Genomic DNA, 24,032 nt, shown 5'->3' with positions numbered 1-24,032 from the left:
GCGTAACCCTCGTCCCTATCCTTCGATCCTGTAGTGATCGATAAAGTCTCGGTCCGGCTCGACACCCAATCCGGGGCCAGTCGGGATCGTGACACGGCCGTTGTTGGCCTTGACCTGATTTTGAATTTCCAGCGGTTCGGTCAGCAGATCGTCCCGAAACTTGTTGTCCGTTGTGTCGAACTCCAGCATCGGCTCCCATGGATGCAAGCCGCCTGGAATTGCGGGCATGGCCGCTAGTAAATGCAGATTAGTTGCGACGGCGATGGCGCTACCCCAGACGTGATTTACGACCGGAGTGAAATGTGCGTGGCATAGAGACAGTACCCTGAGATACTCTGAAACACCGCCCAAAGCACAAACCTCTGGCTGCGCGATATCGATGCCACGGTTTTCAAGAAGATTGCGCCATGCCCAGCGATTGAATACCGCCTCTCCGCCCGAGATGTTTACTTTAAGCGAAGTGCGCAGTTCGCGGTATCCGTCAATGTCTTCTGGCGCGACCGGTTCTTCGAACCAATATGCGTCCAGTTCTTCCAGCGCCCGACCGACAAAGAACGCGTCTGAAGTCGTATAGGCATGGTTTGCATCGACCATAAAAGGAAAGTCGTCACCAACTCCGCGTCTAACTGCTTCGCACAGTTTCACATCAGGCTTCGGGCCAAAGCCCGTTTTCATTTTGGTGGCGGTAAATCCCATTGACTTGATCTTAGCGGCTTCATCCTCAAAACGGCTTGCAAGACTAGAAATCGGTTCATCCCGGAGCATCATGCCGTAGCCGTAGCAAGGAACGCTTGCGCGATGAGCCCCGCCGACAAGCTTATGGAGGGGGAGGCCAGAGATTTTGCCGGTGATGTCCCAAAGTGCGATGTCCACCCCGGACAAAGCCTGTATTGGCATTCCGCTTTGGCCATGGTCTCGCAAAAGATTGTACACCTTGTGCCAGATCACGTCTTTGTCCAAAGGGTCCATGCCAAGGACCATTGGTTGGATTACCTTTTCCACGATGGATTTGTTCGCAATGGCTACGTTTCCGGGACCAAAGCACTCCCCCCAACCGGTTACCCCTTCATCTGTCTGAATCTCGACCAGATGGGTTGTACGCTTGTCATAATACTGTTGCGAGTAGCCCAGAACTTCCGGCATGTCGTACTGCAGTACATGACTTATTATTCTGGTGATTTTCATGAAGTTCTGGATCCCGGCGCCGATCCGGAGAGGCCGCAAGTGCGGCCTTTCCGTGTGTCGTAGTTCGATCGAAGCCTGATTACTGCATTGCGCCCAGGTCACGCAGGAAGTTGATGTGGCTTTCCAAAAGCGCCTGTGCTTCAGGTGTCGTTGCGAACTCCGTCCAACCGACCTGAACGGCCGCGCGATACGCTGCCAGGTCTTCAGGCGACCATTCGTACAACTGAACGCCTTTTGCCTTCAGGTCTTTTGCAGTCTGAGCGTTCTGCACTTCATTGATTGTGGCATTGTGCAATGCCAGGCTATCCATTGCGACTTCCATGATCTTCTTGTGATGCGCGGGCATCGCTTCCCAGACGTCTTTGCGACAAGCTAGGTGATCTGCAGGCATCGAGTGGAAACCGGGATAGTTTGTGTGGCCTGCGATCTCGTACAGACCGAGGCCCACATTGTTCGTCAGGTTCGCAGCATCCGCACCATCAATGATACCGGTTTCCAAAGCCGTGAAGATTTCGTTGAAGTCCATCACGATCGGAGAAGCACCAAGTTCCGCGAACACCTTGGTAGCAAGGCCTGGAGGCGAGCGGAACTTCCAATCTTTGAAGTCTTCCACTTTTGCAATCGGCTTGGTCGAAGACAGCGACTCTGGCCCGGGAATCCACCATCCGATGAATTCCATGTCGTAGCCGTTGTATAGATCATTTACAGCTTCTCTTCCGCCGCCATGAAGAAGCCAAGCCATTTGCTGATATGGGTTCTGATATCCGCCGAGCAGGTCGCCCGCAAACTGGAAGGCCGGGTTTTTACCGGTCTGATAGCCGCCGCCCGTCATGTCGCAATCCAGAATTCCTGTAGCTGCGGCATCGAAGGTTTCAACTGATTTGACCACCGAAGAGGAATAGAACATTTCAACTTCGATTTCGCCGTTCGACATTTCCTGAATGTCTTCAACGAATTTTGCAGCCATCTGGCCTGACAGAGTTTCGGGCGAAAAATGGGTTTGAATTCTAAGCTTCGTTGTTTCAGCCATCGCGAAACCGGCTGCCATTGTCGTGGCTACGGCCGCCAGGGCCGCTGTCTTGACTATTTTCATATTGTCCTCCCAGACGTTGAGCGTGCGCGGTGTGGAAGATCTTGCCGCCTCCTTTGCTGTCGCGCAGGTAAACGTTAAGCCGACGAATCGAATGCAACAAGAAAAAATTGAAATTTCTAAAAATTTCGAGATTCTTGCGATAATTCGAAAATAAGGTTAGGACGCTACTTGGACAAAACTTGAAGGTGCATACTGGAATGAACGACGAAATAGATATTTATCAAGATCTTAAGATGCGCCTGATCTCTAATGGATTCGAGCATGGAGCGAAGGTGCGGGCTGAAGAACTTCGTAAAGTGTATGGCTGTTCTGCGAGCGCCGTTCGTGAAGTCCTTTTTCGTTTGGCCGCTGTTGGTTTGGTGGACTTTCAGGAACAAAAAGGTTTCCGCGTGCCAATGCGATCGCCGCAGAAGCTTATCGAATTGACGCACGTCCGTGTTCTGTTGGAGGCCGAAGGCACCGCAATGTCGATCCGTAATGGCGGGGTGGATTGGGAAGCAAGATTGACGGCCGCACATCACAAACTCAGCCATATCGAAAAACGCATTCACGCCACAGACGACCCGAGCGGCCTTATCGAGATATGGTTTGCCTCGGAAAAGGAATTTCACCAAACACTTATTTCTGCCTGTGGCTCGGAAACTTTAAAACAAATGCATAGCCGAGTTTACGCGCAATTCAGACAGCAGTTGATGGTGGCAGACCGGAACTTTGAATTCATTTCTCAGAACATAAGACACCATGCCGATATACTTGAAGCAGCATTGTCAGGGGATGAGCAGTTAACACGAGAGAAAATTCACGACCATCTGGAACGCCATCTAACTGGAAAGACGATGGGCGACTAAAGCCGAAAATCGTCTTCCAAATACACGCGAATGATTTCGTCGAAGCTTGATTCCGCCTCGAACCCCAACTCCAGAGCGCGATCTGTTTGAAAGTCTCGCGGCCAATTCTTGACTATTCGTTCGATTGTCTCGTCGGGTTCTTGCCTGATTAGGCCAACCGCTTCTTGGCCGGCCACTTTGCGCAGAGCTTCGATTTGTTCGGCGACGGTGCAACTTACGCCAGGCATGTTCAATGCGCGTCTGTCATTCAAAAGCTGCGTGTCCATTGTTGCTGCGTGCGTCAAAAAAGTCGCAGCGGCGCGGGGGCTGGCGTGCCAGTGGCGAACGGTTTCGGCAACTGGCAAGACAGCCTCATCCCCATTCAATGGCTCTCGGATTATACCCGAAAAGAAGGACGAAGCGGCAGCGTTGGCTTTGCCCGGGCGCACACACAAAGTGGGCAAGCGCAAGGAAATACCGTCGATGTATCCTTTCCTGCTGAAATCCGTGATCATCAATTCAGCCGCCGCTTTCTGCGCTCCGTAACTTGTCAAAGGTGCCGAGAGGAACTCATCGCTTATCTTTTCGGGGAATGGTGACCCGAAAACTGCTATGGACGAGGCAAAAACCAGGCGAGGTGTGTACTCGCTTTCTGAAGCTTCGTGTTCATCCTTAAGTGCGTTCAGCAGTGCCCACGTTGCCATAAGGTTTACATCCCAACCCAACGCAAAGTCTGTTTCAGCTTGGCCTGAAACGATAGCTGCAAGATGAAAAATGACGTCTGGCCGCTGCGTAGCAAAAGACTTAGCTATGCCTGACGCAGTCAAGTTCCCCACAATTTGATTACCTGCCGCACTGTCGGGCGGGAACGAGAGATCGAACAGTGAGACTTGGGCATCCGCTCCAAAAGTTTCTTGGGTCGACACGCGATGGGCCAGTTTCTGGCCCAGCATTCCTCCGCCGCCTATAATCAGGATCCGCGTCACAGCATTCCGTTCCGTTTTTTGAGTTCTAGATACAAAGCTGAATGATCCAGTTCGGCCCCATCCATTTCGTCTATCAGATATTCGAAACGGTCGCGCACAGATCGGGTGCTAGGTAGCTCAACGCCAAGGCTTCCCGCTTCCTCCAGCGTGTTGTCCAAATCCTTTAGTTGAAACTTAGACAAACCCCCGGGTGTAAAATTTCCATCAGACATGCGTTCGCCATGTTGTTGCAAGATAATACTATCCGCAAAGCCCCCCTTTAGTGCGGCCCTTAACGCGGTGGGGTCCGCACCGCCTTGCTGAGCCAGTAGAGTCGCCTCGGCGACTGCCGATATTGTTACAGCGACAATTGTTTGATTGGCCAATTTGCACAATTGACCAGAACCACTTGGGCCAACATGCACAGGCCGGCCCATTGCTGTCAGAACTGGTCGCACGCGCTCCATAACGTCCTGATCGCCACCGACCATGATCGCAAGGGTGCCAGCTTCGGCACCTTTGGTGCCACCGGAAACCGGGGCGTCCAGATGCAGCACCCCCATCGAGGAAAGCTGCGCGGATTGCTCTCTTGCGTGTTCGGGTTTGGCGCTCGACATATCAATCCAGATCATCCCCGGTTTGAGTTGCTCGCGGAAAGCCTCGTCAGCAAGTAGCGCGCCGGTCGCGTATCCATCCGAGAGCATGGTTATTATTACGTCTGCACCCGAAACCGCCAGCGGGGCAGTTTCCACCAATGTCGCGCCTTCTGCTGTCAACGGTTTTGCCTTTTTCAAGCTGCGGTTCCATACAGTGAGCGGAAACTCGGCGCGCAAAATATTCCGCGCCATAGGAGCTCCCATCAGGCCGGTTCCCAACAGAGCCACTTTGAACTGCTTGCTCATCATCTACTGTCCTTCCGAAGGTGCGCCACGCATGGTTATGGCCAAACCAAAATCTCTGTCATACGCTAACGGCTCTGTGCCCACATGCCAGAAGTCGTTGCAAATCCGCCAAGGTTTCTTTGCTTCTCGGTTGATCTGTGGGACGACGTAACACTTGTCCAGTCGCCACTTTTGAGGTCGGAATATTTATATGTCAGAAAGACTTAAGGGAAAAAGCGTCCTGGTCACAGCCGCCGCACAGGGGATCGGACTTGCAAGTGCAATTGCAATGGCAAGAGAGGGTGCAAAAGTCTATGCGACGGATATTAGCCCCAAAAAACTAAATTTGATTCGCGGTCAGAATCTCGAAAATCTCGAAATTTTCGAGATGGATGTTACGAATAATGACAGCATTCATCATGGGGTCGCGCGAGCGAAGCCGGACGTTTTGTTCAACTGCGCAGGGTTCGTGCATCACGGAACTATTCTGGATGCAACCGATGAAGAGTGGGATTTTGCCATGGACCTTAATGTGCGCTCAATGGTGCGCACGACAAAGGCTGTATTGCCGGGAATGCTAGAGCGCGGAGGAGGCTCGATAATCAATATGTCTTCCGCACTGGGTTCCATAATCGGTGCGCCAAATCGTTTTGTATATGGAACGACAAAAGCCGCTGTTGTTGGGCTGACGAAATCGGTAGCCGTGGACTTCATAACAAAAGGAATCCGGTGCAATTGCATTTGTCCGGGAACAGTCGACAGTCCCAGTTGGCGTGACCGCGTAGATGCGTTGGGAGAGCAATTGGGCAGCAGAGAAGAGGCCCTTGCACAATTTGTGGCGCGTCAGCCTATGGGGCGTGTAGCGAAAGCAGAAGAGATTGCTGCATTGGTCGTCTATCTGGCGAGCGATGAAAGTGCATTCACCACAGGACACACGCACATAATTGACGGGGGTTGGTCAGGCCAATGACAAAAGTATCAAAAAACGATTTGCGATCTCGCAAGTGGTTCATGAATTCTGAGAACCTTGAGATGACGGCATTGTATCTGGAAAGATACCTGAATTACGGATTGACCCGTGAGGAACTGCAATCAGGCAAACCGATCATTGGCATTGCTCAGACCGGCAGTGATTTGAGCCCCTGTAATCGGCATCATATCGAATTGTCCAAACGTGTTCGCGATGGAATCATCGCCGCCGGGGGAACGTGCATCGAAATACCGGTCCATCCGATACAAGAGACCGGTAAACGGCCAACGGCGTCACTCGATCGCAACCTAGCTTATCTGTCCTTGGTTGAGAGTCTATTCGGGTATCCGATTGATGGCGTTGTTCTGAACATTGGTTGCGACAAGACCACGCCCGCGCTTCTTATGGCCGCTGCGACCGTCAACATCCCAGCGATTGCCCTGTCGGTCGGCCCCATGCTCAACGGTTGGTGGAAAGGTGAACGCGCTGGATCGGGCACGGTTATTTGGAAAGCGCGCGAAGACCTTGCGGCTGACGAAATTGACACCGATGAGTTCATGGAAATCGCAGCCGCCGCAGCACCTTCGGTGGGTTATTGCAATACGATGGGAACAGCAACGACCATGAATTCGCTTGCTGAGGCCTTGGGTATGCAATTGCCCGGATCAGCCGCCATTCCAGCCCCGTATAGAGAGCGCGGTCAAATCAGTTATGAAACGGGTAAACGCATTGTGGACATGGTCTGGGAGGATCTACGCCCCAGCGATGTGATGACACGTCAGGCTTTTGAGAATGCGATTGTTATCAACTCTGCGATTGGCGGATCGACGAACGCGCCGATCCACCTGAATGCAATCGCCCGGCATCTTGGTGTTCCGTTGACCAACGATGACTGGCAGAAACTTGGCCACGACGTTCCACTGTTGGTTAACATGCAGCCTGCGGGTGAGTATCTGGGCGAAGATTACCAACAGGCCGGAGGTGTACCCGCCGTTGTCGGAGAGCTTCTTGATGCTGGATTGATGCCGCATCCCGATGCGATAACGGTGAACGGTAAGACGATGGGCGACAATTGCTCGGCACGCCGGTCTCAGAATAGCGACGTAATCAAGCCCGTCAGTAACCCGGTTAAGCAACAGGCGGGGTTCATCAATCTCTCGGGCAACCTGTTCGAGAGTGCGATTATGAAGACGTCTGTGATCTCACAGGCATTTCGAGAGACCTACCTGTCGAACCCGGATGATCCGGATGCATTTGAGGGCAGGGCGGTTGTGTTTGATGGGCCTGAGGACTTTCACCATCGGATTGATGATCCTGCAGAAAACATCGACGCAAACTGTATTCTGATTATGCGCGGAGCGGGACCAAAAGGATACCCTGGTGCTGCAGAGGTCGTGAACATGCGGCCGCCCTCATATTTGTTGAAACAGGGCATCGAAGCCCTTCCTTGCATCGGTGATGGACGGCAATCCGGTACATCAGGAAGTCCGTCTATCCTGAATGCCTCACCCGAAGCTGCAGAGGGTGGTGGGTTGGCCTTGGTGCGAAATGGCGACCGACTGCGCATCGATCTTGGAAAAGGCACAGCAGATATGCTGGTTTCGCTTGAAGAACTGCATGAACGCGCCCGCGATCTGGAGGCAAAGGGTGGTTATTCAACCCCGCCCAACCAATCCCCCTGGCAGGAATTATTCCGTGAAAAAGTAGATCGGTTGGATCGCGGGATGACGCTCAAGGGTGCAGAAAACTACCGCGATATCGCGCGAGGCTTCATGCCACGCGATAACCACTAAAAGGAACAGAAATGAAACTTGTTCGTTACGGCGCCAAGGGCTCGGAAAAGCCAGCCTTGGTCGACTCTGAGGGTCAATTGCGGGATCTGTCCGCTCATATCAATGATATCACGGGGGATATGTTGGATGACGGAACGCTTGATAACCTGCGGTCATTGGATCCGAACAACCTGCCAATTGTAGAGGGTGACCCTCGTATCGCGCCGTGTGTCGGTGACATCGGTAAATTTCTTTGCATCGGTTTGAACTACTCGGACCATGCTGCAGAAACCGGCGCAGATATTCCCGAGCATCCGATACTTTTTTTCAAGGCGAACTCGGCTGTCATAGGTGCCTATGATGATGTTGTTATGCCGCGGGGGTCTACACATACCGACTGGGAATGCGAACTGGGGGTCGTCATTGGTAAGACGGCCAAATACGTTTCCAAGGCCGACGCACTCGAATATGTTGCGGGCTATTGCATCGTAAACGACGTGTCGGAAAGGCATTTTCAAACGCAACTGACCGGTCAATGGACCAAAGGAAAATCCTGCGACACATATGGCCCTACCGGCCCGTGGTTAGTGACCCGGGATGAGGTGCCGGATCCCCAGAATCTTGGTATGTCACTGGATGTAAACGGTCAGCGCATGCAAACCGGGAATACCGCCACGATGATCTTTTCCGTTGCCGAGATCATTGAGCATCTAAGCCAACTTTTTACGCTGCACCCCGGTGACGTCATTTCAACCGGAACACCGCCCGGTGTTGGAATGGGGATCAAACCGGAACCAGTTTATCTGAAAAAAGGCGACGTCATGGAGCTTCGTATCGATGGGCTTGGTGTTCAGCGGCAAAAGGTCGGCCAAGATGACTGACTTGTTGCAAATCGGAGGGATCACTGAACGGATGCGAGAACGCCTGTCTTCAGTGTTCAATATTCATCAATTGGACGATTTCAACGCGGAAAGTATTACGCATATCGTAACGAACGGGCATGATGGCGTTCCGCATGACCTAATGATTTCACTCAGTAATCTGAAGATGATTAGCGTCTATGGAGTCGGCTACGACGCCGTCGACGCTAATGCTGCGGCTGAGCGTGGGATTGTTGTGACGCACACGCCCAATGTGTTGAACAAAGAAGTCGCAACCACCGCCGTTCTGCTGTTGCTGTCATGTTATCGAGAGCTCATACGTGACGATAATTACGTTCGGTCCGGACGGTGGGAAGTTGAAGGTAATGCCCCTTTGACGCGATCAGCGGACAATCAAAAAATAGGCATTCTTGGTCTTGGTCGCATTGGTCAGGCGATTGTTGATAAGTTGGAGCCGTGGGCACCCGAAATCTCATATCACACCCGCAAACAAAAGGATGTCCCGTACCGATATTTCGACAATTTGGTTGAAATGGCAGAGCATGTGGACGTCCTCATATGCATCACGCCCGGCGGCCCGTCGACCAATAGGCTGGTCAACGCTGAGGTGTTGCGCGCGTTGGGGGCAGACGGCACTCTGATAAACGTTAGTCGAGGTTCGGTTGTCGACGAAACTGCCTTAATTACTGCATTGCAAAATGGTGAGCTCGGGTGGGCAGGGCTTGATGTTTTTGAGGACGAACCGCGCGTTCCAGAAGCATTGCGCGAGTTGTCCAATGTCGTTCTGCTCCCTCACGCTGGTAGCGCGACTTTTGAGACGCGTGCAGCAATGGGTGACCTGACTGTCGACAATCTGCTGCAACACCATAAGGACGGATCGGTGATCACAGCTGTGCCGGAATGCAGAGATCTGTAATAGGCCAATCTGAAAAGTGTTTGAGTTTGCTGTCGCGGTTTTCTTTCTGCTGATTACGCCGGGCCCGGGTGTTCTAACAACCGCGGGTATTGGATCAGCATTTGGTTTTCGAGCTGGACTCGCCTTTGTGGCTGGTCTGATGCTGGGCGGGTTCATCAACATGATGTTAGTTGTCTCTGGAGTCGCTGCGGTTGCTTTGGCTGTACCGGTGCTTAGAACTTTGTTGCTATTCGCCTCTGTCGGGTATCTGGTATTTCTCGCCTGGCGTATTGCCAGCGCCGGCTCAAAGGTCGGATTTTCTCCTGCGGTTTCGCCGCTTGGTTTTGCGAACGGTCTGACACTTCAGTTCATCAATCCCAAGGCTTACGTGGTCGGCACAGCATTGTTTTCAGGGTTTGCCTTTTTGCCCGATGCGCCCGTTTGGGAGGTCGTCATAAAAATCGTAGTATTCAATATGATTTGGGTTCCAGTGCACATGATCTGGCTGGGTGCTGGCGCAAAGCTGGGTAGCCTTGATTTAAGCGAGAGATCGCATCAAAGGATCAATATTGCGATGGCCGCTTCATTAATGGTGGTTGTGGTGATTGCCTTGGGGTCGGCGCTATGAACGATATCTAAGTCGGTCTTACTTAGCAGGCGATTGGAAGCTGCAGATCAAAGTGACGCCGTTATTCCACCATCGACATAGAGAGTATGACCATTGACGAAACTGGATGCAGGGGAAGCAAGGAAAATGGCGGCGCCGACAAGTTCTTCTACATTGCCCCAGCGACCGGCCGGGGTACGTTTCTCAAGCCATGAGCTAAACTCTGGGTCGGCAACCAAGGCGGCGTTCAAAGGTGTATCGAAATATCCAGGCGCAATGGCATTGCAGTTTAGACCATACTTAGCCCAATCAGTTGCCATTCCTTTTGTAAGATTGGTCACGGCGCCTTTTGTCGCCGTGTAAGGCGCAATACCCGGTCTTGCTAATGCGGATTGAACCGACGCAATGTTAATGATCTTACCAGACTTTCTTTCAATCATGTGCCGTGCCACAGCCTGACCGACGTGAAAGACGGACGCTACATTTGTCTGTAGCAGGCGCTCGAAGGCATCAGCGGGGAAATCCTGTAACTCCGTCCTATGTTGCATTCCGGCGTTGTTTATCAGGATGTCTATTGGGCCGACTTTTTCTTCAAAGTCGTCCACAGCAGATCGGACACCTTCATGATCGGTTGCATCGAACGAAAGTTCGCGTACCGAGGCACCTGTTTCGCTCAGCTCGGATGCTGCTGACGCTAGTTTAGTGGCATCGCGCCCGTTCAAAACGACCTGCGCACCGGCGGCAGCCAAACCACGAGCCAACGCAAATCCGATGCCTTGGCTAGAGCCTGTTACGAGCGCGCGTGTTCCCTCTAGGCTAAACATTTCAAGCGTCATGCAAAAATCCCTTGGTTGTCAGCACCGACTATCCCTATCTTTTGGCAATCTGTATAGGGAGTCCGTGCAATGTCTACGGCCAGTGTTGCTGTTGTTATCCATGCCGCAAAAGATCTGAGGTTGGAAAACCGGGATGTGCACGACGTGGGGCAAGACGAAGTCTTGATTGCCATGCGCGCGGGAGGGATTTGCGGCTCTGACCTGCATTATTACAACCACGGTGGTTTTGGTGCGATCAAGTTGCGTCAGCCGATGGTGCTTGGACACGAAATCGCCGGGGAAATAGTGAAAGTTGGATCAAGTGTGCGGGGGCTACACCTAGGTCAGCTGGTTGCAGTTTCTCCATCCCGACCTTGCCAATCCTGCAGTTATTGTCTGAACGGGCAGCAAAACCACTGTCTTGATATGAAGTTCTATGGCAGCGCGATGCCGTTCCCGCATATCCAAGGCGCTTTTCAAAGCAAACTCGTAGCGAAAGCCAGTCAATGCGTTCCAGCAGATGGGTTAAGTCCTGCGCAGGCCGCTATGGCCGAACCTTTGGCGGTCTGTTTGCACGCGATTAAACAAGCTGGGAGCCTCTTAGGTAAAACGGTTCTTATCACGGGATGCGGTCCAATCGGCTGCCTCACGATCTTGGCGGCGCGTCGTTCTGGGGCGGCCAGAATAGTGGCGACGGATATCTCGGACCAGACCCTCGCTCTGGCGCGTGGATGCGGGGCAGACGATGTCATCAACACCTACACCGATCCACAAAAACTGGAGCAGTTTGAAAACGACAAGGGTCAGGTTGATGTACAACTGGAGTGTTCCGGGGCTCAATCGGCTCTGGCTTCTGGCGTCGCATGCTTGCGACCGGGTGGAACATTGGTTCAGCTTGGTCTGGGCGGAGATATGACTGTGCCGATGCAGGCGTTGACTGCAAAAGAGATAGTGCTTCGCGGGTCTTTCCGTTTCCATTCCGAGTTCTCAGTCGCGGTCGAGATGATGCGAAGCGGACTAATAAACGTCGACCAGTTGGTGACGCATTCCTTCGAGGTTGGCGAGGCCATCACTGCTTTCGAGGTCGCGTCTGATCGAACCCAATCAATGAAGGTGCAGTTAACTTTTCCGGATAATGACAATGGATAAACGAACGCGTGATATTGCAAAGACTTATGAAAGAGACGGTTTCGTAGCTCCGCTGGATATCCTGACAGTTTCTGAGGTCCAAGCGCTGCGCAATGATTTTGAGGAAGCAGAGCGCATTCTCAGAGGCGACCCAGATAAACTCAAGCTTCTATATTCTTATCCGGACAGGCTGATACCATCATTCGATGCACTTCTTCGCCATCCGAAGCTGATTGAGGCTGCTTCAACGGTGTTAGGGCCGGACCTCATGGTTTGGAGCGGTGCACTTTTCGTAAAAGAAGCGCGATCATCGAAGATAGTCTCGTGGCACCAAGACTTGACCTATTGGGGATTGGATGATGCTGAAGAGGTTACCTGTTGGGTTGCGATTTCAGAAGCGTCTGAGCAAAGCGGGTGTATGAAGTTTGTTCCTGGCAGCCACAAAAGCCGTATCGTGCCTCACGTGGACACTTTCAGCGAAAACAATCTGTTATCACGTGGGCAGGAAATCGCAGTCGATGTGAACGAAAAAGATGCAGTTGCTGCCGAATTGCGTGCGGGGCAGGCATCCATGCATCACGGGCATCTCTTTCACGCATCCGGGCCCAATAACACAGACGATAGACGCATTGGTGCGGCGTTGCGTTTCATAAAGCCTTCAATGAAACAGCAGAATGGCGTGAAAACTTTGGTTGCGCTAGTCGCAGGGCGAGATGATTTTGGGCATTTTTTACTTGCGTCCTCCCCTCAGGGCTTTTTGCATGAGAACGATTTCGTTTTGTGTCAAAGGGATGCAGACCGCAAGAAACAAATACTCTTCGCCGGAGTGAAGTGACGCCCTTGGCATGCCAAGAACCATTGCTACATCGACCCGGAAGCAGACCTGAATCGCGAAAACCAATGAACAATCAAAAGGGTCTTGTCATAAGAACTTGGGGTGAGCGGGCAGGGGTGTTGCGTAGCTTGTGCCCATGACTGATCCTGCCTCTTACAAGTATTTCAAAACCAGCCCCGAGATCATCCGCCTTGCGGTGATGTTATACATCCGCTTCTCGCCTTCACTTCGGAATGTCGAAGTTCTGCTGCACGAGCGAGGCATCGACGTGAGCCACGAAACTGTCCGATATGGGTGGAACAGGTTCGGTCCGATGATTGCCTCTGAGATCCGAAGTAAGCGGGTGCAACAACTGCGCGCATTCTCGAAATGGAAGTGGCATGTGGATGAGGTTTTTGTGAAGGTCAATGGCAAGAAACATTACCTCTGGCGGGCCGTAGATCATGAGGGCGAAGTGCTGGAAGCAGTTGTCACCAAACGTCGAAACAAAGCTGCACCATTGAAATTCCTCAAGAAATTGATGAAGCGATGCGATAAAGCGGAAACCGTCGTCACGGCTCGCTTCGCCGGACACAGAGTCGCGGTCAGAGAGCTGGTCACGCTCGAAAAACAACCGACGGGCAGGTGGCTCAACAACCGCATCGAGAACTCGCACCTGCCGTTTCAACAACGCGAGCGCGCGATGCAGGGTTTAAGGCGCATTCGAAGTTTACAGAATTTCGCTTCCGACCATTCCTACGTATAAAACCACTTTAACCAGGAAATATCCCTCACCAGCCGAGACTCCTTCAAGCTGACGCGAACCGCCGCTCTTGACGAGTGGCGTCAACTTTGTTCCGGATAGGTTCACGATTTTGAGTCAAATTGAGACTGGTTCGAATTTGTCTGACAGCACCAATGGAGTTTGAAGCCTAGGACCCACCCAGCATTTCGTTGTAAGATGATACTCGGATATTCGCGCTATTATTTGTCGTGCGGTTATCCACGCTTGGATTGCCAGAATCCACTCATCTGACGAATGACGGGCTTCATGATCCGCGCCGCTAGTTGTGGAAATGGGGCAATTTTCTGAGATTGGTTGTTCAATACAAGCCAGAATTGGACGCGCAAAAGCGGATGAACCTAACTATACCACGCAGCTAACTGCGAGGTGTTTGGCGAAGTAATTTGGGAACCACTTCCTCAACGAACAGGGCGACGATTGGCTTCATGTTTGCGATGCGCAGGAACAAGACAGCTGCGCTTGTTGTGATTTGCGCTACTGATCAGAGATACGGATTTCGCCGTTTGGTCGATAAATCTGCAGTGGTGCGGGGTTATCTCACAGAGAAACCAACTTGCCTGAAACTTTTGTTGACAATATCTATTCGGCTATTAATTTTAGCAACTAAAATAAAGATAGGTGGGTTCAAAGATGTATCTTGGATTGGACTTGGGAACATCTGGTCTTAGAGGGATTCTTGTCGACGACGCAGGTTCCGTCGCAGGTAGCGCTGAGTCCATTATCCTTACGTCTTCCTCAAAACCCGGATGGTCCGAACAGTCCCCTTTGGATTGGGTGGAAGCTTGTAAAGAAGTCGTCAGTCAGCTTCGGGCTGCACACGGAAACGCGTTTTCTGCGCTGCGCGGCATTGGTTTGAGCGGGCACATGCACGGTGCGACTCTTTTGGATGCCAATGGTAACGTGTTGCGACCGTGCATTCTGTGGAACGACACGCGGGCATCTAAAGAGGCAGAAATTCTTGATCAACTGCCGGGTATGCGTTCGAGTTCAGGCAATATCGTTTTTCCGGGGTTCACGGCCCCCAAGTTGGAATGGGTCCGCGCAAATGAGCCTGACCTGTTTGCTAAAACTGCCAAGGTCCTGCTACCGAAAGACTACCTGCGGCTCTGGCTGACCGGAGACTACGTCAGCGATATGTCTGACAGTGCCGGAACTTCATGGCTGGACGTTGGTGCGCGGCGATGGTCGGAAACCGCACTGGAACAGAGTCACATGAACATCGAACAAATGCCTCGACTGGTCGAAGGCAGTGATCCGGGCGGGGAGCTGCGGTCCGAGTTGGAGCAAGAGTGGGGAGTGTCTGGACCGGTCGTGATTGCAGGGGGAGCAGGGGACAATGCCGCTGCCGCCTGTGGGATAGGCAGTACAAGCGATGGAGCTGGCTTCTTGTCCCTCGGAACCTCAGGTGTGTTGCTGGTGTCCAGAGACATTTATGCTCCAGCGCCAGAAACGGCGATACATTCTTTTTGTCATTCTGTCCCTGATAGGTGGATTCAGATGGGTGTTATCCTTTCTGCGACAAACAGTTTGAACTGGCTTTCCCGCAATCTGGGCCAGTCCGTTGGGGACATGATCGCCTCGCTGCCTGCCGATCTGGATAGCCCATCAGAGATCACGTTTCTGCCTTATCTTTCAGGTGAGCGGACGCCTCACAATGACAGTGCAATCCGTGGTGCGTTCCTGGGTGTGGATATTTCCTCGGAGACCACTGATTTGACGCGGGCTGTCATGGAAGGCGTCGCCTTTGCAATGCGGGACTGTTTGGAGGCCCTCAAGAGTACCGGAACAAAGCCAACCAGCCTTTTGGCCGTTGGCGGCGGTGCGCGATCTCGGTATTGGTTGAAAAACCTGGCCACCGTGCTCAATACGCCCCTTGCCTTGCCCCGGGGCAGTGAATTTGGTGCCGCCATCGGCGCCGCCCGCCTGGCAATGTGCGCCGTCAATGGCGCAAACCCGGACTCTGTGATGATGTCGCCCAAAATCGACACGGTGATCGAGCCTCGTGGGGATCTGATCGATGCATTCGAAAATGAATACCAACGTTACCGGCAATATTATTCGGCCTTAGCACCTTTTGCGAAACGATGAACAAAAGGCGGGACATACCTCCTCAAATCGAACGAGCCGTCCTGAATGATGGCGACATGCGCGTATCGCTACTCAGCTACGGGGCGACAACTCAAGGTTGGTGGTACAAGGGGATGCCAATGATCCTTGGATACGAGAACCCGCGGGACTACGCCACCGATAATAATTATCTGGGCGCAATCGTTGGGCGTGTCGCCAACCGGATTGGAGCAGCGCGTTTTGACATGGAAAATGTTCGGTATGAACTGGACGCAAACGAGGGTCGAAATTCCTTGCACGGTGGGCGGGCAGGCCTATCGCATCAGAATTGGGCTCTTGAGCAGATGACAGCAAACGAGGCCATATTGCGCCTCACTTCCCCGGAGGGTGCCAGCGGTTATCCGGGAACCGTCAGATTTGAAGTGCGAGTAAGGCTGGACTATCCGCGTCTGGTTTATTCGATTTCAGCACAGCCGGATCGGCCGACACCCGTAAGTATAGCGCAACATAATTACTATAGCCTGGGTTGCGTAACGGGCATTTCAGAACATTGTCTGCGGCTGACTTCAAACCGTTATCTTGAAGTTGACAATCAGGGTATTCCCTCGGGCAAGATTGTGGACGCAAGAGATAGTGGTATGGATTTTTCCGCGCCGAAAGCGATCAGTGCCGTTTTGACGGATTTGGACAACTACTTCGTTTTCAACAGCGCACGAGAGAAGGGGCTTCCGGTCGCCGACCTTACTACACCCACGGGTTTGAAGCTATCTGTATGGTCAGACCAGGCAGGGGTGCAAATTTACTCCGGGGCTCACCTCACGGAACCCTTTTACAAGAGCGCTGGCGTGTGCATCGAGCCATCGGGTTATCCCAACGCGCCCAACATCCCCGAGTTCCCGTCGATCATATGCGCTCCTGAAGCCCCTTACGAGCAGACATTGATTCTGCAGATTTCAGAGGGTGTGACATGAGGCTTGTTACACCGATTGTTGCTTTTAGCGTGGTAATTGCGTCCATTACGGTGGCAGCGGCTCAGAACCTTGGGCCAATCCCAGAATTTGTTGAACCTGGCGTGAAAGAGGTCCAACTTGGGCGACTGCTTTTCTACGACCCGATCTTGTCCGGGAACAGGAATATCAGCTGTGCGACTTGTCATCACCCCAAACTCGGCACGTCCGATGGGCTCTCGCTTGGGATCGGTGAAGGTGGTGCGGGTCTGGGGGCAAAGCGGAAATTCGATGCGAAAAACCCGCCGGAGCAACGAATCCCGCGCAATTCGCCGGGTCTATGGAATCTTGGCGCAACCGAGTTCACAGTCTTCTTTCATGATGGGCGCCTTGAAACTGATCCGACACGCGCGAACGGTATCAGGACGCCGCTGGGCACTCATATGAGGTCAGGTTTCAAATCCGCTCTGGCAGCTCAGGCAATGTTTCCGGTGCTGTCTCCTGATGAGATGGCAGGCCACTATTCCGAGAATGACGTCAGCCAGGCTGTACGCCTCGGGTTGCTTACTCAGGAAGGCGGGGCGTGGGATTTAATAGCGGCTCGCGTCGCGGCCATCCCGGAATACGAACAGCGTTTTTCTCAGGTTGCACCAGGGGATACGATCACCTTTTCCGCTATTGCGAATGTAATAGCTGATTTCATTGCCTTCGAATGGCGCGCTGTCAATAGCCCGTTTGACCTTGCGATGCGGGGGGAATCTGAGTTGCCGGAAGATGCACAGCGCGGCATGCAGTTGTTCTACGGGAAGGCAGGGTGCAGCATCTGTCATTCGGGCTGGTTCCAAACAGACCACAAATTTCACTCCATAGCGATGCCGCAGTTAGGACCCGGAAAAGCGGCGCGGTTCGAAAGCCATGTCCGGGATGATGGGCGCCTACGCGTGACTGGTGACGCAGAGGATGCGTTTGCGTTTCGCACGCCCTCGTTGCGTAATGTAACGCTGACGGCCCCGTACGGGCATAACGGTGCCTATGCGCAGCTTGAAGATATCGTGCGCCATCATCTCGGCCCAGAGGATTCCCTGCGTTCGTACTCCTTGGAAATGGCTGTGCTTCCTGACTTTCCGGGTGCAAAGGATCAGCTGCCATTGTCGAACCCGGAGAATTTGGATGCGATTGCCAGAAGCAGCGACCTGTCGAGGATAAGTCTGACGGATCAGGAGATCAGCGCGCTACTGAGCTTTCTGGCCAGTCTGGAAGATCCCGCGGAACGTCTTGGTGTTCCAGATCAGGTTCCAAGTGGACTGCCGGTTGACCAATGATCATCGCTCAATTTGAATGATCTGATTTGATTGGATTTCCTGCCATCCTCCTTCTTCGCCATCAGGCCAAATAACCCGAACTTCGATTGCCTTCGCATCCCCCAGTCCAAAATGATGAAGCCCTGCGATACCGCTGGTGTGCCCTCCACCGATTGTGATTTCCCGGGTTACCACACCTGACTCGGTCCTGGCCTCGATAAAGCCGCCGACCGCGAAGCGGTTTGGTTTATCTTGGGAAATGTCCAGCATCACCCAATTCCCGGTGTGGGGCTGGTTTTGATAGACCTCAAGTTCCGAGCCCCGGTTAATCACCACCAGATCAAGCCAGCCGTCATTGTTGAAGTCAGCCAAAGCCGCGCCGCGCGACTTGGCCATAGAGGCAACGCCAGCCTCGACTGAAGCTTCTTGAAATTGACCATTCTCCAGTTGTAACAGTAGGTTGTTGGGGTCATTCAATGCTGCATCTGGCATCTGCTCGACATTTCCCTTGGCGACAAAGATATCGTCTAGACCGTCGTTGTTAACGTCGCCAAATTGCGCATGCCATCCAGTTGATGGGCGACCGTCGTCTCCAATATGTGGCCTGTGAGCGGTTGTGCCTTTGCTGTAAGTGGCGTCTCGCCAGGTTGGGCCGCCAGCTTCGGGGTCAAAAACTTGAAATTTTTGGTCACCCATAGAAGTCAGGTAAACTTCGGGGAAGCCATCGCCTGTTAGATCTCGTGAAGCGATGCCCATGCCCCAGATCGAATATGCCAACCATCCGTCTTCTTTCGAATAGGGGCGTGGAGTTTTTTCCATTGCCCACAATTGCTCGTGGCCGCCACGTACATAGTAATGGCGATCGTTACTGACCCGCAGATCCGCTTGCCCGGTGCGGGACCAGTCAGAAAAGAGAATGGACAGCGCGCAATAGCCTGGTTCGAGATGTTCCGGTGGCTGGTAACTGCCGCCACTGGGCCGGTATAGGACCGTGGGTCCGCAAGTCTCAAACGGGCCGTCGGGATTGTGACGATCAACATAAGTTCCGTAGGCCAATGTTGGCAGAGTCTGATTAGCTTCCCAGGTGGCAGAGAACCCGGTTGTCCAATGATCCTCTGATCTGAAGCCAAGGGAGCTGAAAGGGCGGAACTTGCAATCAGGCTCACCTTTTATAAGCAGATCGGGGCCGACGCGCAAAACAGCCAGATCCATAACGCCATCACTGTCGACATCCAGCGGGTAAGCCCCAGTTACGTCGACCATGGAAAGCAGCTCGGGGGTATCAGCACGAAATGAAACGCTTTCGTGCGATGTGTTTCTAAACAGTTTGGATGTGTTGGTGCCACCCGCTGCAAAGAGTTCGGGCAACCCATCACCGTCACAATCGAAAACGGCGACTCCGCCGCCAACAAAGTGCTCCCAGCCGCCGTCATAAATATGAGCGCCGATGTCAATCTTTTGGAATTGCGGAGCTTGAGATTCTGCGCTGGCCGCAGATGCAAAAGCGAATAGGATACAAAGCTCAGGGCGCATTTGTCGACAGCTCCTTTACCTTGAGGATCGAGACCTGCTCAATCCCGTACGCCGCAGCTCCCTTAGCCCACATAAGGTCGCCCCAATGATGGGCTGTGATTTCCGGCAAGGGGGTATCGACATTCACGACGCCACTGCGAATTCGGGTCATCACCTCGTCCGAATTCAGGTGTTCTAAGTCCATCTGAGCTCCGGACAAAATAATGCGTTCGGGATCAAACAGATTGATCAGATTGGATATTCCCAGACCAAACATCTGGCCCGCGCGGGCCAGAACGGATTTCGCCCTTTCGTCTCCGGATCGAGCATTTTCGTGGATCTCTTTAATAGTTTCCGTTCCAATGCGTTGATCGGCGACGGTTGCTTCCCGGATCAGTGCATAGTCCCCGACATAGGCCTCAAGGCAACCCCGCTGGCCGCACTGGCAAAGCGCGCCGTCCAGTTGGACTTTTGTGTGGCCAAATTCCGCTCCGCAGCCTCTTTCCCCGCGATATAGCTTACCGTCCAGGACAATTCCAAGCCCAACGCCGTGTTCGATCGTGACGACAAGAAAGTTCTTAAAACCCTTGCCTAACCCAAAGAGTTGTTCCGCCTTTGCTACCAGGTTGGCGTCGTTTTCTATAAAAGCGGGGCAGGGCAGCTCTGTTTCCAGAAATTGGCTAAAATCGACGTTTCTATCGGTAAGTGAAGAGGACCAGTGTACAAAGTTCCTTTCTGCGTCCACGAGACCGGCAACCCCAATTGACACTCCGGATAAGGTGTCGAGGGTCTCGTTGATCTGAGCGCAGGCCTCATCCAAGGCCTTGCGAATGGTTGCCACTAATGCGCCTGGTGTCATCCGGACGTCGTCCAACGGATGTTTGTATGACGTGACCTCGTTGCCTTTGAAATCTACAAGGATGACCGAGATCATGTGGCGCGCCACTTTGAGGCCCGCAACAAGGTGAGAGCGGCCATCCAGCTGAAGTAAAACTCTGGGCCGACCCCTTTTGGCGGATTTGGATTGCGGTTCGGATTCGATCTCTTTGATCAGCCCCGCAGATATGAGGTCGGCTGTGGCTGCAGTAACCGTCGCAGGGCTGGTCTGCAAAGCGCTGGCGATATCTATCCTGGAGATCGAGCCTCTTGTCCGAATGTGTTCCAACACCCGCAGGCGCGTAATGTTCCGCTGGTCCGTGGCATTTTGAGAAGCTTTGCTTTTCAGCATCTTGGCCTCACGAATCTGGTTCTTACCTCAATCTATTTGGATTTCGCCTGTCCTAACAGACTAAATATTTTACCGGCTGAAATAAATATGGTATTCAAATTTGTGAGAGCCGCGAATCGAAGTGCGATGGCTCGGCAAATGGGAGGAAATCATGAAGAGAATTCTCAGCTTTTCGGCTGTGGCCACTTTGTTGGCTTCGACCGCATTCGCAGAGCCAGTGGTCGGTGTAAGCTGGTCAAACTTTCAGGAGGAGCGTTGGAAAACAGACGAAGCGGCCATCAAGTCGGCACTTGAAGCAGGCGGTGCCGAGTACATTTCGGCAGACGCGCAATCGTCCTCCGCAAAGCAGCTATCGGACATCGAAAGCCTGATCGCCCAGGGTGTGGACGCGCTTATCATCCTAGCGCAGGACGCGCAGGCCATTGGTCCCGCGGTTCAGGCCGCGGCGGACGAAGGTATTCCTGTGATAGCCTATGACCGTCTGATCGAGGACGACCGAGCATTTTATCTGACCTTCGACAACGTGGAAGTCGGCAGAATGCAGGCTCGGGCTGTCTTTGAGGCCATGCCCAAAGGCAACTACGTGATGATCAAAGGCTCTCCTACTGATCCGAACGCAGATTTCCTGCGCGGGGGTCAGCAAGAGATCATCGGAGCAGCCGTCGACAACGGTGACATCGTGATCGTTGGTGAAGCCTACACAGATGGTTGGTTGCCCGCGAACGCGCAGCGGAACATGGAACAAATCCTGACCGCGAACGAGAACAACGTGGATGCAGTCGTTGCGTCGAATGACGGTACTGCAGGCGGTGTTGTTGCGGCCCTAACAGCACAGGGTATGGAAGGCATTCCGGTGTCAGGTCAGGATGGCGACCACGCAGCGTTGAACCGCGTTGCGCTGGGCACTCAAACCGTTTCGGTATGGAAGGACGCTCGTGAACTCGGAAAGGCCGCTGGCGAAATCGCAGTCGCACTGAGCGGAGGGACAAGCCCTGCTGACGTCGAAGGCGCAGTGAGCTGGACATCCCCTGGTGGCACCGAGATGAACTCGGTCTTCCTCGCGCCCGTTCCGATCACCAAGGACAACCTATCCGTTGTTGTGGACGCTGGATGGATCCCATTGGAAGATCTGTGTCAGGGCGTTGAAAACGGACCTGCTCCCTGCAACTAAACTTCAAAGTCCCTGGCCCCGTCTGGGCCGGGGACTATTGCTGAATATGAAAGATCGGAAATGACCGAAACTTCGTCTCAGCCGGTACCTGAAAAAGCGAAACCCAGCCTGTTCCAGCAACTGGAACTGGATATGCGGCTTTTGGGAATGATCGGCGCGTTTGTCATCCTGTGCATCGGGTTCAACATCTTCACAGATGGGCGCTTCCTGACCCCTCGTAACCTGTTCAACCTGTCCATCCAAACGGTTTCGGTCGCCATTATGGCATGCGGGATGGTATTTATTATCGTCACACGGCACATCGACTTGTCGGTTGGTGCACTGCTGGCAACAACCTCGGCCGTGATGGCGATGACGCAAACCGAGCTGTTGCCACAAGTCCTTGGGATGGGTTTGAACAATCCAGCAACCTGGGCGATCACCATTGTTGTCGGGCTGTTTGTCGGCACGCTGATTGGTGCGTTTCATGGCTGGATGGTCGGATACCTGACGATACCAGCCTTCATCGTCACGCTTGGTGGATTTCTGGTTTGGAGAAATGTGGCGTGGTATTTGACCAGCGGTCAGACGATTGGTCCTTTGGATAGTACATTCCTGATGTTTGGCGGGACCAACGGGACATTGGGAACGACGACAAGCTGGCTGTTCGGCTTGTTTGCTACCGCAATCGCGATCTGGGCTTTGTGGAGCAGTCGTCGCGCAAAGGCGGCACATGGATTCCCCGTCAAACCTGTCTGGGCCGAGGCCACTCTGGCCGGGATAATCGCAATCGCCATCCTTGGGTACGTTTACATCGTAAACAGTTACGCCATACCAACGCGGCGGCTGCAACGTATGTTCGAAGCGCGCGGAGAGACAATGCCAGAGGGGCTGGTCGTCGGATACGGCATACCGATTTCTGTACTCATCCTAATCATCGTGGCTGTCACGCTGACAATTGTGGCGCGAAAAACCCGGTTTGGTCGTTACATCTTTGCCACTGGCGGCAACCCGGATGCGGCAGAGCTTTCGGGTATCAACACTCGGCTGCTGACCGTGAAAATCTTTGCTTTGATGGGTTTCTTGTGCGCGGTGTCCGCGGTGGTCGCCTCGGCTCGCTTGGCGAACCATTCGAACGACATTGGTACGCTCGACGAACTTCGGGTCATAGCAGCTGCAGTGATCGGAGGAACCGCATTGTCAGGCGGCATCGGCACCATCTATGGCGCGATCCTGGGTGCATTGATCATGCAGGCGCTGCAATCGGGCATGGCAATGGTTGGCGTTGACGCGCCGTTTCAGAACATCGTCGTCGGCAGCGTCCTCGTGTTGGCCGTCTATATCGACATCGTTTACCGCAAGCGACTGGGGGCAAAGTGATGCAAGCTCAGGATACGCAGAAAAAACCTTCTGGCACTGGGCGCGGTTCAGGCGCGCCGCCATTGGTCGAGATGCGCGACATCTCGATTTCCTTCGGTGGGATCAAGGCCGTCGACCATGTGTCGGTCGATCTCTATCCGGGTGAAGTCGTTGGCCTGCTTGGCCACAACGGGGCCGGAAAGTCCACGTTGATCAAGGTATTGTCCGGCGCCTATCAGATGGACCACGGCGAGATTCTGATCGATGGCAAGCCGGTCGAGATTGGCAATCCCCGTGACGCCCGGGCGAACAATATCGAAACGATATATCAGACGCTCGCCTTGGCCGACAATCTGGACGCGACATCAAACCTGTTCCTGGGGCGCGAGATGACGACGCCTTTTGGCTTGGTCAACGACGCAGCCATGGAGGCCGAGTGCCGAAAGATCATGGCGCAGCTCAATCCGAACTTTCAAAAGTTCAATGATCCCGTTTCCGCATTATCCGGCGGTCAAAGGCAATCGGTGGCCATCGCGCGCGCGGTCTATTTCAACGCCCGTATCCTGATCATGGATGAACCCACAGCAGCGCTTGGGCCACATGAAACTCAGATGGTGGCGGATCTGATCCACCAGCTAAAGGCGCAAGGCATCGGGATATTTCTGATCGATCACGACGTGCATGCCGTCATGGAACTGTGCGACCGCGCATCGGTCATGAAGAACGGAAAACTGGTTGGGACGGTCGATATCGCAGATGTAACTGATGACGATCTATTGTCGATGATCATTCTCGGCAAGCAGCCAGCACAAAAAGCAGAGTAGGGGGCA

General features: G+C 53.3%; 22 protein-coding genes. 15 read left to right on the top strand and 7 right to left on the bottom strand.

Annotation, left to right across the window (positions count from 1 at the left end; all coding sequences use genetic code 11):
- Window positions 1-15 precede the first annotated feature (15 nt).
- A complete protein-coding gene (locus ACR0NE_RS08135) occupies window positions 16-1,185 on the bottom strand; it encodes a mandelate racemase/muconate lactonizing enzyme family protein (RefSeq protein WP_170396173.1) in 1,170 nt (389 codons plus the stop codon).
- Between the two features lie 79 nt (window positions 1,186-1,264).
- Window positions 1,265-2,278, bottom strand: a complete 1,014-nt coding sequence (locus ACR0NE_RS08130; protein WP_170396175.1) for a TRAP transporter substrate-binding protein — start codon at window positions 2,276-2,278, stop codon at window positions 1,265-1,267.
- A 197-nt stretch (window positions 2,279-2,475) separates the two neighbouring features.
- On the opposite strand from ACR0NE_RS08130, the gene ACR0NE_RS08125 reads away from it, so the two are divergent.
- The gene (locus tag ACR0NE_RS08125) at window positions 2,476-3,126 is read left to right on the top strand and encodes a GntR family transcriptional regulator (RefSeq protein WP_170396177.1); all 651 of its coding nucleotides are present in this window, start codon (window positions 2,476-2,478) and stop codon (window positions 3,124-3,126) included.
- Here the strand turns inward: ACR0NE_RS08125 and denD are convergent.
- Both denD and ACR0NE_RS08115 read right to left on the bottom strand, forming a co-directional pair.
- The gene (gene denD / locus ACR0NE_RS08120) at window positions 3,123-4,091 is read right to left on the bottom strand and encodes a D-erythronate dehydrogenase (RefSeq protein ID WP_170597853.1); all 969 of its coding nucleotides are present in this window, start codon (window positions 4,089-4,091) and stop codon (window positions 3,123-3,125) included. The genes ACR0NE_RS08125 and denD overlap by 4 nt on opposite strands.
- Window positions 4,088-4,972, bottom strand: a complete 885-nt coding sequence (locus tag ACR0NE_RS08115) for an NAD(P)-dependent oxidoreductase (protein WP_170597855.1) — start codon at window positions 4,970-4,972, stop codon at window positions 4,088-4,090. Before ACR0NE_RS08115 ends, denD begins: the two co-directional genes overlap by 4 nt.
- A gap of 190 nt (window positions 4,973-5,162) precedes the next feature.
- Here ACR0NE_RS08115 and ACR0NE_RS08110 point away from each other — a divergent pair, with 190 nt between their 5' ends.
- From ACR0NE_RS08110 to ACR0NE_RS08090, 5 genes are read left to right on the top strand one after another with little or no spacing between them, the layout of a single operon-like run.
- On the top strand, window positions 5,163-5,921 hold the full coding sequence (locus ACR0NE_RS08110) for an SDR family oxidoreductase (RefSeq protein WP_170396183.1): 759 nt from the start codon (window positions 5,163-5,165) through the stop codon (window positions 5,919-5,921).
- Window positions 5,918-7,714 (top strand): IlvD/Edd family dehydratase, encoded by a 1,797-nt coding sequence (locus ACR0NE_RS08105; RefSeq protein ID WP_170597857.1) that lies wholly within the window; start codon window positions 5,918-5,920, stop codon window positions 7,712-7,714. The genes ACR0NE_RS08110 and ACR0NE_RS08105 overlap by 4 nt, the downstream gene beginning before the upstream one ends.
- An 11-nt stretch (window positions 7,715-7,725) precedes the next feature.
- Window positions 7,726-8,574 carry a fumarylacetoacetate hydrolase family protein gene (locus tag ACR0NE_RS08100; protein WP_170423956.1) on the top strand — a complete coding sequence of 283 codons (849 nt, stop codon included), beginning with the start codon at window positions 7,726-7,728 and terminating at the stop codon, window positions 8,572-8,574.
- Window positions 8,567-9,490, top strand: coding sequence for a 2-hydroxyacid dehydrogenase (locus ACR0NE_RS08095; protein WP_170597859.1), 924 nt, complete (start codon window positions 8,567-8,569; stop codon window positions 9,488-9,490). Before ACR0NE_RS08100 ends, ACR0NE_RS08095 begins: the two co-directional genes overlap by 8 nt.
- A gap of 16 nt (window positions 9,491-9,506) precedes the next feature.
- Complete coding sequence (locus tag ACR0NE_RS08090) at window positions 9,507-10,097, top strand: LysE family transporter (protein WP_170403474.1); 591 nt, start codon at window positions 9,507-9,509, stop codon at window positions 10,095-10,097.
- A gap of 47 nt (window positions 10,098-10,144) precedes the next feature.
- Here the strand turns inward: ACR0NE_RS08090 and ACR0NE_RS08085 are convergent, their stop codons facing one another.
- On the bottom strand, window positions 10,145-10,912 hold the full coding sequence (locus ACR0NE_RS08085; protein ID WP_170565707.1) for an SDR family oxidoreductase: 768 nt from the start codon (window positions 10,910-10,912) through the stop codon (window positions 10,145-10,147).
- Window positions 10,913-10,981: 69 nt separating this feature from the next.
- On the opposite strand from ACR0NE_RS08085, the gene ACR0NE_RS08080 reads away from it, so the two are divergent.
- From ACR0NE_RS08080 to ACR0NE_RS08055, 6 genes are all read left to right on the top strand, one after another.
- Complete coding sequence (locus ACR0NE_RS08080) at window positions 10,982-12,040, top strand: L-idonate 5-dehydrogenase (protein ID WP_170597861.1); 1,059 nt, start codon at window positions 10,982-10,984, stop codon at window positions 12,038-12,040.
- Window positions 12,033-12,854: a phytanoyl-CoA dioxygenase family protein gene (locus ACR0NE_RS08075; protein WP_480459272.1), complete on the top strand. Its 822-nt coding sequence runs from the start codon at window positions 12,033-12,035 to the stop codon at window positions 12,852-12,854. Before ACR0NE_RS08080 ends, ACR0NE_RS08075 begins: the two co-directional genes overlap by 8 nt.
- A gap of 136 nt (window positions 12,855-12,990) precedes the next feature.
- Entirely contained in the window at window positions 12,991-13,599 is a 609-nt protein-coding gene (locus ACR0NE_RS08070; RefSeq protein WP_480780086.1) for an IS6 family transposase, read from the top strand.
- 669 nt (window positions 13,600-14,268) lie between these two features.
- Window positions 14,269-15,726, top strand: a complete 1,458-nt coding sequence (gene xylB / locus ACR0NE_RS08065) for a xylulokinase (protein WP_170597865.1) — start codon at window positions 14,269-14,271, stop codon at window positions 15,724-15,726.
- On the top strand, window positions 15,723-16,676 hold the full coding sequence (locus ACR0NE_RS08060; RefSeq protein WP_170597867.1) for an aldose epimerase family protein: 954 nt from the start codon (window positions 15,723-15,725) through the stop codon (window positions 16,674-16,676). Before xylB ends, ACR0NE_RS08060 begins: the two co-directional genes overlap by 4 nt.
- Window positions 16,673-17,974, top strand: coding sequence for a cytochrome c peroxidase (locus ACR0NE_RS08055; protein ID WP_170597869.1), 1,302 nt, complete (start codon window positions 16,673-16,675; stop codon window positions 17,972-17,974). Before ACR0NE_RS08060 ends, ACR0NE_RS08055 begins: the two co-directional genes overlap by 4 nt.
- On the opposite strand, the gene ACR0NE_RS08050 is transcribed toward ACR0NE_RS08055, so the two are convergent.
- Together ACR0NE_RS08050 and ACR0NE_RS08045 are read right to left on the bottom strand one after the other, a co-directional pair.
- Complete coding sequence (locus ACR0NE_RS08050) at window positions 17,975-19,486, bottom strand: CRTAC1 family protein (protein WP_170597871.1); 1,512 nt, start codon at window positions 19,484-19,486, stop codon at window positions 17,975-17,977.
- Window positions 19,476-20,693 carry an ROK family transcriptional regulator gene (locus ACR0NE_RS08045; RefSeq protein ID WP_170597873.1) on the bottom strand — a complete coding sequence of 406 codons (1,218 nt, stop codon included), beginning with the start codon at window positions 20,691-20,693 and terminating at the stop codon, window positions 19,476-19,478. The genes ACR0NE_RS08050 and ACR0NE_RS08045 overlap by 11 nt, the downstream gene beginning before the upstream one ends.
- Window positions 20,694-20,844: 151 nt before the next feature.
- Here ACR0NE_RS08045 and xylF point away from each other — a divergent pair, with 151 nt between their 5' ends.
- From xylF to ACR0NE_RS08030, 3 genes are read left to right on the top strand one after another with little or no spacing between them, the layout of a single operon-like run.
- Window positions 20,845-21,864 carry a D-xylose ABC transporter substrate-binding protein gene (xylF, locus tag ACR0NE_RS08040; RefSeq protein ID WP_170597875.1) on the top strand — a complete coding sequence of 340 codons (1,020 nt, stop codon included), beginning with the start codon at window positions 20,845-20,847 and terminating at the stop codon, window positions 21,862-21,864.
- Window positions 21,865-21,924: 60 nt separating this feature from the next.
- On the top strand, window positions 21,925-23,223 hold the full coding sequence (locus ACR0NE_RS08035; protein ID WP_170396208.1) for a sugar ABC transporter permease: 1,299 nt from the start codon (window positions 21,925-21,927) through the stop codon (window positions 23,221-23,223).
- Window positions 23,223-24,026: an ATP-binding cassette domain-containing protein gene (locus ACR0NE_RS08030; protein WP_170379765.1), complete on the top strand. Its 804-nt coding sequence runs from the start codon at window positions 23,223-23,225 to the stop codon at window positions 24,024-24,026. Before ACR0NE_RS08035 ends, ACR0NE_RS08030 begins: the two co-directional genes overlap by 1 nt.
- Window positions 24,027-24,032 lie beyond the last annotated feature (6 nt).

The organism is Ruegeria sp. C9 (assembly GCF_056537585.1).
The sequence above is the reverse complement of the archived record's forward strand: the minus strand, read 5'-3'. Positions and strand labels throughout refer to the sequence as shown.

Coding starts and splice junctions, on each gene's coding strand:
- ACR0NE_RS08135 (WP_170396173.1), bottom strand. CDS start 1,185: ATGAAAATCACCAGAATAATAAGTCATGTACTGCAGTACGACATGCCG.
- ACR0NE_RS08130 (WP_170396175.1), bottom strand. CDS start 2,278: ATGAAAATAGTCAAGACAGCGGCCCTGGCGGCCGTAGCCACGACAATG.
- ACR0NE_RS08125 (WP_170396177.1), top strand. CDS start 2,476: ATGAACGACGAAATAGATATTTATCAAGATCTTAAGATGCGCCTGATC.
- ACR0NE_RS08115 (WP_170597855.1), bottom strand. CDS start 4,972: ATGAGCAAGCAGTTCAAAGTGGCTCTGTTGGGAACCGGCCTGATGGGA.
- ACR0NE_RS08110 (WP_170396183.1), top strand. CDS start 5,163: ATGTCAGAAAGACTTAAGGGAAAAAGCGTCCTGGTCACAGCCGCCGCA.
- ACR0NE_RS08105 (WP_170597857.1), top strand. CDS start 5,918: ATGACAAAAGTATCAAAAAACGATTTGCGATCTCGCAAGTGGTTCATG.
- ACR0NE_RS08100 (WP_170423956.1), top strand. CDS start 7,726: ATGAAACTTGTTCGTTACGGCGCCAAGGGCTCGGAAAAGCCAGCCTTG.
- ACR0NE_RS08095 (WP_170597859.1), top strand. CDS start 8,567: ATGACTGACTTGTTGCAAATCGGAGGGATCACTGAACGGATGCGAGAA.
- ACR0NE_RS08085 (WP_170565707.1), bottom strand. CDS start 10,912: ATGACGCTTGAAATGTTTAGCCTAGAGGGAACACGCGCGCTCGTAACA.
- ACR0NE_RS08080 (WP_170597861.1), top strand. CDS start 10,982: ATGTCTACGGCCAGTGTTGCTGTTGTTATCCATGCCGCAAAAGATCTG.
- ACR0NE_RS08075 (WP_480459272.1), top strand. CDS start 12,033: ATGGATAAACGAACGCGTGATATTGCAAAGACTTATGAAAGAGACGGT.
- ACR0NE_RS08070 (WP_480780086.1), top strand. CDS start 12,991: ATGACTGATCCTGCCTCTTACAAGTATTTCAAAACCAGCCCCGAGATC.
- xylB (WP_170597865.1), top strand. CDS start 14,269: ATGTATCTTGGATTGGACTTGGGAACATCTGGTCTTAGAGGGATTCTT.
- ACR0NE_RS08060 (WP_170597867.1), top strand. CDS start 15,723: ATGAACAAAAGGCGGGACATACCTCCTCAAATCGAACGAGCCGTCCTG.
- ACR0NE_RS08055 (WP_170597869.1), top strand. CDS start 16,673: ATGAGGCTTGTTACACCGATTGTTGCTTTTAGCGTGGTAATTGCGTCC.
- ACR0NE_RS08050 (WP_170597871.1), bottom strand. CDS start 19,486: ATGCGCCCTGAGCTTTGTATCCTATTCGCTTTTGCATCTGCGGCCAGC.
- ACR0NE_RS08045 (WP_170597873.1), bottom strand. CDS start 20,693: ATGCTGAAAAGCAAAGCTTCTCAAAATGCCACGGACCAGCGGAACATT.
- xylF (WP_170597875.1), top strand. CDS start 20,845: ATGAAGAGAATTCTCAGCTTTTCGGCTGTGGCCACTTTGTTGGCTTCG.
- ACR0NE_RS08035 (WP_170396208.1), top strand. CDS start 21,925: ATGACCGAAACTTCGTCTCAGCCGGTACCTGAAAAAGCGAAACCCAGC.
- ACR0NE_RS08030 (WP_170379765.1), top strand. CDS start 23,223: ATGCAAGCTCAGGATACGCAGAAAAAACCTTCTGGCACTGGGCGCGGT.